General features: G+C 45.9%; 13 protein-coding genes. 5 read left to right on the top strand and 8 right to left on the bottom strand.

The window, feature by feature from the left end:
• The first annotated feature begins 127 nt into the window (after nt 1–127).
• Nucleotides 128–1,417, top strand: coding sequence for an aminopeptidase P N-terminal domain-containing protein (locus ACFQ2O_RS15035; protein WP_377529237.1), 1,290 nt, complete (start codon nt 128–130; stop codon nt 1,415–1,417).
• A gap of 370 nt (nt 1,418–1,787) precedes the next feature.
• Nucleotides 1,788–3,248, top strand: coding sequence for an OmpA family protein (locus ACFQ2O_RS15040; RefSeq protein WP_377529239.1), 1,461 nt, complete (start codon nt 1,788–1,790; stop codon nt 3,246–3,248).
• A gap of 175 nt (nt 3,249–3,423) precedes the next feature.
• Here the strand turns inward: ACFQ2O_RS15040 and ACFQ2O_RS15045 are convergent, their stop codons facing one another.
• The 8 genes from ACFQ2O_RS15045 to ACFQ2O_RS15080 all read right to left on the bottom strand — a co-directional run bounded on the left by ACFQ2O_RS15045 (nt 3,424) and on the right by ACFQ2O_RS15080 (nt 9,271).
• Nucleotides 3,424–3,795, bottom strand: a complete 372-nt coding sequence (locus ACFQ2O_RS15045; protein ID WP_377529241.1) for a hypothetical protein — start codon at nt 3,793–3,795, stop codon at nt 3,424–3,426.
• Between the two features lie 151 nt (nt 3,796–3,946).
• Nucleotides 3,947–4,870, bottom strand: coding sequence for an aspartate carbamoyltransferase catalytic subunit (locus ACFQ2O_RS15050; RefSeq protein WP_377529244.1), 924 nt, complete (start codon nt 4,868–4,870; stop codon nt 3,947–3,949).
• A gap of 11 nt (nt 4,871–4,881) precedes the next feature.
• Nucleotides 4,882–5,430 (bottom strand): bifunctional pyr operon transcriptional regulator/uracil phosphoribosyltransferase PyrR, encoded by a 549-nt coding sequence (gene pyrR, locus ACFQ2O_RS15055; protein WP_377529247.1) that lies wholly within the window; start codon nt 5,428–5,430, stop codon nt 4,882–4,884.
• 709 nt (nt 5,431–6,139) lie between these two features.
• Nucleotides 6,140–7,630, bottom strand: coding sequence for a hypothetical protein (locus ACFQ2O_RS15060; protein ID WP_377529252.1), 1,491 nt, complete (start codon nt 7,628–7,630; stop codon nt 6,140–6,142).
• Between the two features lie 111 nt (nt 7,631–7,741).
• Complete coding sequence (locus ACFQ2O_RS15065) at nt 7,742–8,149, bottom strand: EVE domain-containing protein (protein WP_377529257.1); 408 nt, start codon at nt 8,147–8,149, stop codon at nt 7,742–7,744.
• A 93-nt stretch (nt 8,150–8,242) separates the two neighbouring features.
• Nucleotides 8,243–8,464, bottom strand: a complete 222-nt coding sequence (locus tag ACFQ2O_RS15070) for a hypothetical protein (protein WP_377529260.1) — start codon at nt 8,462–8,464, stop codon at nt 8,243–8,245.
• Nucleotides 8,461–8,673, bottom strand: coding sequence for a hypothetical protein (locus tag ACFQ2O_RS15075; RefSeq protein ID WP_377529263.1), 213 nt, complete (start codon nt 8,671–8,673; stop codon nt 8,461–8,463). The genes ACFQ2O_RS15070 and ACFQ2O_RS15075 overlap by 4 nt, the downstream gene beginning before the upstream one ends.
• A 202-nt stretch (nt 8,674–8,875) precedes the next feature.
• Nucleotides 8,876–9,271 carry a hypothetical protein gene (locus ACFQ2O_RS15080; RefSeq protein ID WP_377529266.1) on the bottom strand — a complete coding sequence of 132 codons (396 nt, stop codon included), beginning with the start codon at nt 9,269–9,271 and terminating at the stop codon, nt 8,876–8,878.
• Between the two features lie 217 nt (nt 9,272–9,488).
• On the opposite strand from ACFQ2O_RS15080, the gene polX reads away from it, so the two are divergent.
• The 3 genes from polX to ACFQ2O_RS15095 all read left to right on the top strand — a co-directional run bounded on the left by polX (nt 9,489) and on the right by ACFQ2O_RS15095 (nt 12,740).
• The gene (gene polX / locus ACFQ2O_RS15085) at nt 9,489–11,192 is read left to right on the top strand and encodes a DNA polymerase/3'-5' exonuclease PolX (protein WP_377529270.1); all 1,704 of its coding nucleotides are present in this window, start codon (nt 9,489–9,491) and stop codon (nt 11,190–11,192) included.
• A gap of 145 nt (nt 11,193–11,337) precedes the next feature.
• A complete protein-coding gene (locus ACFQ2O_RS15090) occupies nt 11,338–12,330 on the top strand; it encodes a glycosyltransferase family 9 protein (RefSeq protein ID WP_377529274.1) in 993 nt (330 codons plus the stop codon).
• An 8-nt stretch (nt 12,331–12,338) separates the two neighbouring features.
• The gene (locus tag ACFQ2O_RS15095) at nt 12,339–12,740 is read left to right on the top strand and encodes a hypothetical protein (RefSeq protein WP_377529278.1); all 402 of its coding nucleotides are present in this window, start codon (nt 12,339–12,341) and stop codon (nt 12,738–12,740) included.
• Nucleotides 12,741–12,785 lie beyond the last annotated feature (45 nt).

Here is a 12,785-nt window from a genome sequence, read left to right on the forward strand (position 1 = left end):
TAGTGTATACCATGCTTTTGAAGGGCAGCATTAAAGGTGACATAGTATTTTTCAATTGCTGAAACTGTATTTTTATACTACTTTTAAGCATAAAGCGATCAGTTTAAACCAACGGAAATAAAACTAGATGAAACACCATCCTATCGGGCAGGAGCTGTTTGTGCACAACCGTCGCAACTTTTGTAAGCAGCTAAAGCCAGCATCCCTTGCTGTTTTCCATTCCAACGATGTGATGCCGACCAATGCCGATGGTACTATGCCGTTCCGGCAAAACAGCGACTTATTTTACTTAACAGGCGTAGATCAGGAAGAAAGTATACTTCTCCTTTTCCCGGACCACAAAGAGCAGCGCCTGCAGGAAATACTGTTCGTGCGCGAAACTAACGACCACATCCTGACCTGGGAAGGCTATAAACTTACCAAAGAGCAGGCGCAGGAGGTATCCGGCATTAAAACGATTTACTGGACACACCAATTCGAGCAAATTTTAAACTCGCTGCTATTTGAAGCAAAGCGTGTTTACCTGAATACAAACGAGCACCTGCGTGCTGTGGTGGAGGTAGAGACCCGCGATGCCCGTTTTATAAAGTGGATGCAGCAGCACTACCCATTGCATAAGTATGAGCGCAGCGCCCCAATTATGCACCAGATACGAGCTATCAAATCTGAAAAAGAGGTAGAGCTTGTTCAGGAGGCCTGCAACATCACCGAAAAAGCTTTTAAAAGATTGCTTGGTTTTATAAAGCCGGGTGTAATGGAGTTTGAGATAGAAGCGGAGCTGTATCATGAGTTTCTGCGCAACCGCTCTCGAGGCCCTGCTTATGCACCTATCATCGCCTCTGGCCAAAATGCCTGCATTCTGCATTATGTAGAAAACAGCCGCGAGTGCAAAGAGGGTGACTTAGTGCTGATGGATTTTGGAGCGGAGTATGCTAACTATGCAGCCGACCTCACGCGCACTGTGCCAGTAAGTGGTAAATTTACAAAACGGCAGCGCGAAGTATACGATTCGGTACTGACGGTTATGAAAACTGCCACACAAATGTTGGTGCCGGGCAATACCTTGGATCAGTACCACAGGTTTGTAGGCACCGTTATGGAAAATGAGCTGATTAAGCTTGGCCTGTTAAATGAAAGCGATGTACGCAACCAGGACCCGGAGAAGCCGCTTTATAAAAAGTACTTTATGCACGGTACTTCTCACCACTTAGGTTTGGATGTGCACGATGTAGGCAATAAATATCGGCCATTTGAGGAGGGGATGATATTTACATGCGAGCCGGGTATTTATATATGGGAAGAGAATATTGGTGTACGTCTCGAAAACGACATCCTGATCACGAAGAACGGACCCAAAGACCTGATGCAAAGTATACCACTGGAAGCCGACGAGATAGAGCGCCTTATGCAGGGGTAAGAAAAAAATTATATTTGATGTGATCATGAAAGGCTGCCAGCACTGTGCTGGCAGCCTTTTTTCTTGTGCTTACTCTAAAATTATAGCCTTTGCACTAATTTTTTTTTCTGAATACAACCTTGTGCGTTGGTTAGAGTTTGAAGTATAAGTTTAGCCATGCAAAAGAAAAGAGTGCAAAATTAGTGTGTGGCTGCCAGTGTGTTATCTGTCACCGATTAATTATGAGCCTATGGATAAATCTTTTCTCACTATAACGCAGCGTGCAGTTGCAGCCGATGAAAAGCTTGCGGAGAGATTATTTTTTGAGGAAGAAATAAACTCGTTTAGAAACATGCACGTATTGTCATATCAAAATATACATTGTAGAACTATGCAAACACAATTATCGAAAATTTGTAAAATCGCTTTTGCGCTGGTGTTCTTGCTATCAGCAAGTACAAACCTGTTTGCGCAAAGCTCTGACCAAAAGACGAACCTGCAGATATACGGAAGTGCTTTACAGTACAAGGGTGACATTACTGGTGACAAAGACTTCGGCGATCTAGAATGGGGCGGAGGTTTGAACCTGAACCGTTATTTAAGCCCTTCTTTTGATGCAGGTTTACACTTTACCTATGGTAGCACAGAAGAGCGTGTTGATGATTTCAACAACTTTGATGCGCAAATGGGTACAGCTATGTTGGCTTTAAGGTTAAAGTTGTATGGTACAATCCTGAAAGAAGATGCCTTCATCGGACCATACCTGCAAGTAGCTGGTGGTGGTGCATGGGCTAAGACCGATGCAGTAGCTGATCAGATGCGTCAAGAAGATGATAAATTCTTTACTACCGCTCTTAAAGGTGGTGCTGGTATCCGCTTCCGTTTCTCTGATGCGGTTAGTGCGTTTGTTGAAACTAACTACATGATCATCGGACAGGATAAAATCGATGGTGCTGATATTGGCGACAACGACCGCTTTCTGCAGCACAACGTAGGCTTAGGCTTTAACTTAGGTAGTACTAAAGATACTGACGGTGACGGTGTGCCTGACAGAAGAGATGAATGCCCTGACACTCCAACTGGCGTACAGGTAGATAAGAAAGGTTGCCCAGTAGATACTGACGGTGATGGTGTGCCTGATTACCAGGATGAATGCCCTACTGAAGCTGGTGTTGCTAACCTGAATGGCTGCCCTGACCGTGATGGTGATGGTATTGCTGACAAAAACGACCAGTGCCCTGATGAGGCTGGAACAGCTGCAACAAACGGTTGCCCTGATGCAGACGGTGACGGTGTTGCCGACAAAGATGACCAGTGCCCTGATACACCAGCTGGTGTGCAAGTAGGTGCTGATGGTTGTGGTCTTGATAAAGACGGCGACGGTATTCCTGACTATCAGGATGCTTGCCCTAACACTGCTGGCCCAGGTACAGCAAACGGCTGCCCTGAACTAGATGCTGCTACGCAGAGATTGATCCAGGAGAAAGTGCGTTTTGAATTTGACAAAGCACGTGTACAGGATTCTTACAAGCAACTGCTTGATAGCATCGTAGTAGCACTTGGTAAATACCAGGATCACGTACTGCTTATCAAAGGTCATGCTGACCACATTGGTTCAGAAGAGTACAACCAGGCGCTTTCTGAGCAGAGAGCTCAAGCAGTAAAAGATTACTTAGTACAGCAAGGTGTTCAAAACCCAGATCGTTTGGTAACAAAAGGTTATGGCGAAACACAACCACTTGTTAAAGTAAACGAGCGTCTTCCACGCCGTAGAACAGAACAACAAAGAGCCCGAAACAGAAGAGTTGGCTTTGAAATGAATACACCAGACATGCAGTTGAACCTTGAATAAGCGTTTCAATTAACTGTCTAATAAAACCCCGCTGGCTATGTCAGCGGGGTTTTTATTTTTAATGGCTATTAAATGATAAGGCCTGTTTCCCCGGCTGAGAAACAGGCCTTACATGCAATAATAACTAACTCAATTTTACTTAAAACTAAAACCTATATGTTGTTCTTGAAATTCGTTATTTAACGGAAGCAATAGCTTGTTTGCTCAAATAGCTTCCAACCTGTGTCGGCGTCAGGATATTACTTAATTCTGTATAGTAGCGGTTATTTGTTTCCTGCTTTCTTATTTCTAACAGTGCTGTATTGTTCATAAAGCTAACTTTCATTAACTCCACATCCTGAAGATACTTTGCATGTAAGTCCTTTAGCTGTATGTACTGCATTTCGTTCAGTTGCAGTTCCTTAATCGTGCTGCGATCTACTGTGTGCACAAGTAAGGCTACTACTTTATTTTTATCTGTTGATGTTAGATTGCCATTTGCGAAGGCTGACTGCGTATTTGCTGTGATAGCCATGGCAACTAGCGCTAGAGTAAGAAACTTTTTCATGGGTTGGCTGGAGTTAAAGGTTATGTTTTTCCTTATTCAACCGCTGTGCCAAAAAAGAAAAAGCCGCTAGAGCGGCTTTTTGAATGTTTTCTTGAAATCAGGCCTTAATATTGTGTCCAATTTATGGAATGCGATATAGTGTTTGGGAAATTTACCCTTTTTGGGCCAGCAGGTATAATACAGCCATTCTTACGGCTACACCATTCTCAACCTGGTTTAGTATAATAGAGTGGTTCGAGTCGGCAGCATCTGAACTTAACTCTACACCACGGTTTATAGGGCCAGGGTGCATCAGTACAATCTCTTTATCTAAACTATCTAATAGCTTTTTATCTATGCCATAGTACAAAGTATACTCCCGCAACGAAGGAAAGTATTTCATCTGTTGGCGCTCCAGCTGTATACGTAATACGTTTGCCACATCGCACCATGCCAGCGCCTTGCGCACATTGGTCTCTACTTTTACGCCTAATTGGGTAATGAATTTTGGCAGCAACGTGCTTGGGCCGCATACCATTACCTCGGCTCCCTGCTTCTGGAGGGCAAAAATATTAGAGAGTGCTACTCTGGAGTGCAGGATATCACCAATGATGACTACTTTTTTGCCAGCCACCTCACCTAGCTTTTCCCGTATTGAGAAAGAGTCTAACAGCGCCTGAGTTGGGTGCTCATGCGTGCCATCTCCGGCATTCACAATATTGGCCTGAATGTGCTTGCTCAGAAAATGCGGTGCTCCCGGGCTGGAATGGCGCATTACGATCATATCCACCTTCATCGCCAGGATGTTGTTAACTGTATCCAGCAGGGTTTCGCCTTTTTTAACAGAGCTGCTGCTACTACTGAAGTTGATCACATCGGCAGAGAGTCTTTTTTCAGCAAGCTCAAAAGAGAGGCGGGTGCGTGTAGAGTTTTCGAAAAAAACGTTGGCAATTGTAATATCGCGCAGCGAAGGCACTTTTTTGATAGGCCTATTGATAACATCTTTAAAGTTATCCGCAGTCTCAAAAATGAGTTGGATATCTTGCGGTGTAATGTCTTTGATGCCTAACAGGTGCCGGACGCTGAGCTCTTGCATGGGTGAGAAATTTATTCGTCGGATTTAGTAATAAGCCAAATGGCATCTTCTGCGGCTTGCTGGTCTTTCCACTCCACCAATACCCGCTGGCTTTGCAGTGAGTTAACCTGGTGCCCTACATAAGTAGGCTGTATAGGCAAGTGGCGCGTGTACAGGCGGTCTACCAACACCAATAGTTCTACGTTAGCAGGTCGGCCGTAAGCAATCATGGCATCTAGTGCAGCTCGTACGGAACGGCCGGTATACAGCACATCATCCACCAGAATCACTTTCTTGCCTTCTACCAGAAAATCAATCTTAGTGGCGTTGGCAGCAATCGGAGTATCCCGGCGGCGGAAATCGTCGCGGTGAAAGGTGGTATCGAGCAGGCCGGTTAGTACTTGCTTGCCAAGTATAGAAGTAAGGGTGTTTTGTATACGCTGCGCTACATATTTGCCGCGCGGCTGAAGACCAAGAATAACAGAATCAGAGAAATCACCGTGGTTTTCGATGAGCTGGTGGCACAGGCGCATCACCATGATATCGAGCAACTGTTGATTTACGATGAGTCTTTTCTGCATAGCTGAAGAATTAAGTGCAAATATAGAAAGTCAGGTGAAGATGCGAAAGTTTTAGAAAATTTAACGTGATGAAGTGTAGTAAAATACATTGCGGTTGTAGCGCTGCCTTTTGATGTTATTAAAGCTAGCCATGCTGCATGTCTTCAGTCTTTAGTTTACGACTCAAAGGCTTTCAAAGCCACACTTGTACAACCTAGGCCATACTTGCAATGAAATAAGTTATACTTCCATAGCCGCTGCAGATGCATCTTCAGCCAAGCTATCTTTTCTAGCTACCGTTCATCCTTCAGCTCCCAAGTGCCTATTATTTCACTTTATACTTTGGAGCGCTCACGGCTGGGGTAGGGGCCCTCGATAAGGGCATAGCCCTGTAGCCTTCCTGCTTAACGGCTGCCGTTCCCGCGGCACCGGAACGCTACAAGGCGCTCAACCCAAGGACTGGAAACAATTAAATAGCCTCTGCCTTTGCTGAGTTTTGTAGGTAAAGGATTTGTAGGGACAGGTCGCGACCTGTCCGTGCGATACCGCCGCTTGCTGTGAAACTTATACTTGTGAATTGGCAGCAGCCAAAATTTCTTTCCTTGAAGGGGCAGGTTCATCTGCAGTAGCAGAAACAACACTATCTATACTTGATAGCAGTGATAGACTTGCCTCCTGGCTGTTGGGCCTTCGTAAAAGTCAAGGTGGAGGCCAGCGGTAGCAAATGGGGTCAGAAACTGATCTTGTTAATATAGAATATCATTCTGTTGTCGCCATTCTTGGGCTTTACGCGATGAAAACCGAAGGCTGCCATATGGTTGCCGTACCAGCGTATGATGCCAGGTTGGTAGCTGTCTTGCACCTTGTCGTCTTCCTGGTAAGTGCTTATCTCCAATTCCGTTTCTTCGTCATCATATCTGTCTTCCTCCATAAGGTGGTAGATAATTTTGTTGTCTTCTGGGTAAGCCATGATAATCCGCCCGTCCGGAAACCGCTGTAGCTCCACAGCATGTGTCAGTTCTGGTGTGGTTACATTGGAAAGAGGGAAGGTGTTATCCCAGAGAAGGATCCCATTCTTATCAAACCCAAGCACTACGGCGTGAGTGCGCTTGTATCCTTCTTGCTGGGTTCTCCTAAAGGTGTTTAAGGTACGGTCGAAGCCGAAGTTGCCAGAGCTCGTGTTATTGTATTGAGGATAATACGCTTCTGCCGCTAACACATAGCCAGTAGGTGTTGTGATAAGATCGTGCAGGAGCAGGCGATAGCGATAGCCGGGCCTTCTGCCACTGCGAAGCCGTTCTGCCTCGCGCCTGCGGGTGCGCTCTTCGCGGCGAGGTTTCAAATACTTTAAAAAATTCTTCAGCTGCAGCATGTTGTAAAATTCGCCTTCTACCACTCTGGAGGCCAGTGGAGCTGTAAAGAAACCCTGGTTGTAGCGTAAGTCACGGGTGCCGTAAGTGCCGAGCAGCATTTTTTGTGTACTGTCTCCTGGCGTTATTTCAGCATTCAGCAGGCTTTTGTCATCTTTCTGAAGTATGAAGTAATTTTTGAGCAGCTCTCCCTGCGCATCAAAACTCTTAACCTGTAAGCGTGAAATACGCCCGTTAGACTCGGTGAGAATGGCATCAACACGCCCTTGCTCCGGATCGGCCAGCAAATCAGAAAAAGTAGATTGATCACCGTAAACAGATGGCAAAATTTTTATCTCAGAAGAGGCAGGAGTGAGGTGTAGCAGCAAAGGCTTCTGGTCTTTTTTGCTACGCCCAATAACGAAGTAGTTGCCATTGAGTACGTTGTACTCATAAATAGCCTCAATTTGTTCTATTTCAAAACGCTTATGCCAGATGTTGCCCGTTTTGTTGTGCAGGCGCAGAAAAGTATACTTCTGCAGGTTGTCACCGCCGTATACAATGTAAGTGTAGGGCTGTTCTGTGTAATAGCGGATATAGTCGCTGTCAGGGTTTAGCTTAGCGGTATCAGACCATACCTCCTCCAGCTTATGGTCATACTTTGTGAAATGAAAGGTGGCTTTTGTTTCCCAGGTATTGCTTGTTTTGTGATACACGAGCAGGCTACTGTCAGGCAGGGCAATTACTTCTGCTTCTGTGTCTTCTGGCAAGAAAGGCAACTCCAGTCTGATGGGTTGTACAGGGGGTTGTGCCAGCAGCGGGAACAGCACGCATAACAACAGCAGGGTGAGCAGGTAACAGGCTTTTGGCATAAGGTTAGAAGGTTAATGCTATCCTGTGGCGGAATAATAATAAAAATAGCAGCTAATGCATTTTACTGCAATTAGCTGCTATTCGTTGTTGGCGACCGCCGTTTTTGAGTATTAATTGCCTAAAGCCAGCAGTATATCAAATTCTTCCGCCTTCAGCGGCATCACAGACAGGCGCGACTGACGTAAAAGCGCAATGTCCTGGAGCCGTTGGTCTTGTTTAACCTGCTGTAGTGTTACAGGGTCTTTAAAGTCACGGTAAGGCACCAGGTCTACTACTACCCACTTCCCCTGCTCCTCGGCTGTGGGGTCTGGATAAGCAGCTTTGTCTACCTTGGCTATACCTACAATCGCTTTTTCTGATACGCTGTGATAAAACAAAACCATATCACCGGGTTGCATCTGCTGCATATTGTTACGTGCCTGGTAGTTGCGCACGCCGTCCCACATGGTGCGTCCTTCTTTTACCAGGCGAGCCCAGGAATATGTTTCAGGTTCGGATTTTACTAACCAGTATTGCATTTTGTAAAAGTATATGTTAGGGTATTTGTTACAGTTTGTTGTCAGCATTGCCACACCTATTCCATGGATAAATAGGTTAACCATGATAGCTAGCTAGGCGTGTTTAAAAGGTTTAGTGTTTGCAGCTTCTGATTTTTGCGACTGCATGTGTAGCAGCACTTCGTTTGTAAGTATAGCCATTAGGAAACCGCTTATGGTGCCGCCCCAAAAAGCATCAAACACCCCTAGTAAAATCAGGACGGATAGCACCAGCTGTAAGCCAGCCAAACACAGCCTTCCATGCAATTTGTAAAAGTCTTTGAACCTATTTGTCATACATCAAATTCAGAATTTTTTGCAACAGTTTTTCTGCGTCTGTAAAACATCCTGATTTCTAAACCAAATTGTGCCAGCAGCAAGCCCAGCACCAAACCGCCTAAATAGGATAGGAACAAGTCTGCCATAACCAATGCCATAAACACAACCAGCAGTAGTATGGCAGCAATGGTCCGATTAGCTGAGGGAAGTTGCTCGTAAGTTAACATAGCAGATTAGGTTATGAATAGAAGAATTACCCGCTTTAAACCTATGTAGTGTCTGCTTTGGCATAGTTGGCTACAGATAAGTATAAATTAGGCTTTAGAACCGAGTGCTTAAGGTAAGCATTGTTTTTCGGAGAAAAGCTTTTTATACTATAATGAGATGGCGGCTAGCGGAAATTCGGTACAAAAGTCCTGTTTCAGCAACTTATTCTTCTATTCGTTTTACCTTTAGCAAGTCATCACTGCTTGATATAATTTTGATTCGGTACTCCAGCGGAGGGTTGCTGCCTTCTGCCATGCGTACCAGCACAAGGTCTTTTTCGAGCTGCTCCCAGCTTCCTTCCTCCTCCTGCAGCCCGTCAGTCGGGGCAATCTCGTAGCGTTTTATCACACCGCCGGGCTCTAAGCTAAAACCTGTGCGGCCACGTGAGGGCGGAAAATCAAACGAATTTGGACGATAGACCCAGATGCCATCTTCATCTTCCTCAAAAGAATGAAGCCAAGTCTTACCAACCAGCTCTGTGGCCAGCTTGTCGTTTTTCTTGCAGGTTACTGCCATAAAAGTGAGGCACAGCAGGCAAAGCAACGAAGCGTATTTCATAGTATAAGGTAAAAATTTATATGCTAAGATAGGTAAATATGCCGTGATATATAAATATGCTAATGTAACTATTTGTGCAACAGGCGAAGTAGAATGATGAAGTCTGTTATACGTAACTCTTCCATAGCAGAGACATGTGCGTGTAGAAAGGGCAGGAGGTAGCTGCCAAGGTTCGGCCGCTTTTTCTATCTTTGTAGAACACAGAACGATTCAGGCTTTGGAAAATAAGAAGATCATAAAACAGTTTAAGCTGGCTGCTGAACTGATGGAGTTGCATGATGAGAACCCATTCAAAATCCGCTCTTATACAAATGCTGTAGGAGCACTGGAGCTTGTGGAGGAACCCCTGGAGCAGCTAAGCCAGGCGCAGTTAGAAAGCATACAGGGCGTAGGCAAAAGCATAGCTGCTAAAATTATAGAGATAAACGAAAAAGGTTCTTTTGAAGAACTGGACCAGATGCTGGAGGTAACGCCACAGGGTGTAGTGGAAATGCTCCGCATTAAAGGGATTGGCCCTAAGAAAGTACGCAACCTCTGGAAAGAACTTGGTGCCGAAACAGTAGAAGAGCTGCTGGAGGCCTGTGAGCAGGATAAGGTAAGCAAGCTGAAAGGCTTTGGTGCTAAAACCCAGGAGAACATCAAACAGGCGCTGCTCTTTACCCAGCAGAACCGTGGAAAACTACTGTATGCAGAGGCAGAGGCCAGTGCGGAAAATTTACTTGTAAGTATAAAAGCAGCTGTTCCGGATGCTGAGGTAGAGTTGGTGGGTGCTGTGCGCCGCCGCCTGGAGATTGTAGAAACGCTGCAGTTTATACTTGCCACGGATACCCCAGCGCAGGCACAGCAGGCGCTGCAAGGTATACCTGAGCTGGAAGAGAACGAAAAAGCCTCCGGACCTTTGGCGTGGCGAGGCAGCCATAGTGAAGTTGGCTTGCCTGTAGAGGTAAAGCTGGTGCCCAAAGCACGCTTTGCCAATGAGATATTGCTGCACTCTGCTGCTCTGGCGCACCTGGCGCAGCCCTTTACCAGTACAACCAACCTGCTGACGGTAGTGCGTGAGCAGGAGTATACTTCTGAAGCTGACATCTATAAATCAGCGGGAATGGCTTACATCGCACCGGAGCTACGCGAAGGTACCAATGAGCTGCAACTAGCCTTAGAAAATAAGCTGCCAACGCTACTGGAATTAACCGACCTGAAAGGCAGCCTGCACAACCACAGCACTTACTCTGATGGGGCGCATACGCTGGAGCAAATGGCTACTTTCCTGCGCGACGAAGGCTATGAGTATTTGGGCATTTCCGACCACAGCAAGACAGCATCATACGCAGGTGGTTTGCGCGAAGGGGATGTGCTGCGCCAGCAAAAGGAGATCGACGAGCTGAACAAAAAGCTCGCTCCGTTCAAGATATTCAAAGGCATTGAATCAGATATTCTGGGTGATGGTTCTTTGGATTATGAAGAAGACATCCTGAAAACATTTGACTTTGTAGTAGCCAGCATCCACAGCAGCCTGAATATGGATGAGCAGAAAGCTACCACACGGCTTATCACCGCTATCGAAAACCCTTATACTACTATGCTCGGCCACCCGACAGGCCGCCTGCTGCTGCGCCGCGAAGGCTATCCGATTAACCACAAGATGATGATTGATGCTTGTGCCTCTAACAACGTGATTATCGAAATCAACTCAAATCCATGGCGCCTCGACTTAGACTGGCGCTATGTGCAGTATGCGCTCGAAAAAGGTGTGATGCTAAGTATAAATCCCGATGCCCACCACACTAATGGTTATGCCGATATGAAGTATGGCGTATTGATGGGCCGCAAAGGAGGACTCACAAAAGAGATGACCTTCAATACGAAGTCTGCGGAGGAAGTGGAGACGTATTTTAGGAAGCGAAAGGAGAAGATAAATTAAGTATAGAAGTAGGGATTACGCCTAAAGTTAAACCTTACTCATAAATGTAATCATCCCTCTGCCCCCTTCAAAGGGGGACTTCCTTAAGTCTAAGTCCCCTTTGGAGGGGCAGGGGTGGGTTAAACAGAGCATTCGAAAGTATAACATGCCAAAAATTCTCATACTTCGTTTTTCATCTATAGGCGACATCGTGCTGACGACGCCGGTGATCCGCTGCATAAGAGAGCAGTTGCCGGGAGCGGAGGTGCACTATTGCACTAAAAAAGCTTTTCAAAGTATACTGCAGCACAACCCGCACGTGGATAAGGTGCATGTGCTGGAAGACAGTCTGAACAAGTTGGTGGACAAACTGAAAGCGGAGAACTTTGATTACATCGTAGATTTACATAACAACCTGCGCACACGCATCATCAAAACCAGGCTGGGGAAACCGAACCGCAGCTTCGACAAGCTGAACTATGAGAAGTGGCTGATGGTGAACTTTAAGCGAAATAAGCTGCCTGACGTGCACATTGTGCAGCGCTACCTGGATGCCGCTGCTGCCCTTGGTGTGCAAGACGATGGCAAAGGATTAGAGTACTTTATACCTGCCCCGGACGAGGTGGACCTGTATACTTTGCCTGATGGCTTTCAGAACGGTTATGTGGCTTTTGCTATTGGCGCGCAACACTTTACCAAGCGCTTACCTACGTCCCGTATTATAGAATTATGTGAGCAACTGCAGCAGCCTGTTGTACTTTTAGGAGGCAAAGAAGATACCGCTGTAGGAGAAGAAATAGCTGCGCATTTTCTATCTGATAAAGCAACAGACAAAGTGCAACCCCTTATTTTCAATGCTTGTGGCAAGTATAACCTCAACGGATCGGCTTCGTTGGTAAGGCAAGCAGAGAAGGTGGTAAGCCATGATACAGGGCTGATGCATATCGCGGCTGCTTTCCAGAAAGATATTATCAGCGTGTGGGGCAATACGATACCGGAGTTTGGCATGTATCCCTTCCGGACAAAGTATAAAGTGCTGGAGGTACATGGCCTCAGTTGCCGCCCCTGCTCCAAAATCGGCTACAGCAAATGCCCGAAAGGCCACTTCAAGTGTATGTGGGATATTCCTTTTGGCGATTTAGAATTTAAAAAAGAGTAAATTAGATAATGGCTAAATATAATCTAACTTGGCAAGAAACAGATGCGCAGCTTCTAGAGGCCCTGCTGCTGGCTACAGGCGGTGAAGGAGGAGCCTCATTACAAAACATGCTTTTGATGATGGATGCTGCTGATGGAGATGTGCCAACACTGCAGGAGGTGGAGCAGGCGCTTGAAAAGCTAATAGCTGTAAAGTATGTACGGGTACAGAAAAACCAGCTGTCGCTTTCACCGCTTTTTATGGTGGATTACGAAGACATAGCTGGTGCTGAAGACGAGCAGCAAGCTATTCTGAATCTATTGCAGCGCAAAGAGCTAACCCCTGAAAGTATGGATGAGCCTAAAATACTGCTTAAGAAGTATAAAGTAAGAAATTACTATCAGGCTTACCTGGAGCAGTTTGGAGGGTAAAAGACATCAAGTATAAAAGGAGAGGCCGCTGATTTTGTCAGCGGC

The organism is Pontibacter rugosus, from assembly GCF_042678745.1.
Classification (GTDB): domain Bacteria; phylum Bacteroidota; class Bacteroidia; order Cytophagales; family Hymenobacteraceae; genus Pontibacter; species Pontibacter rugosus.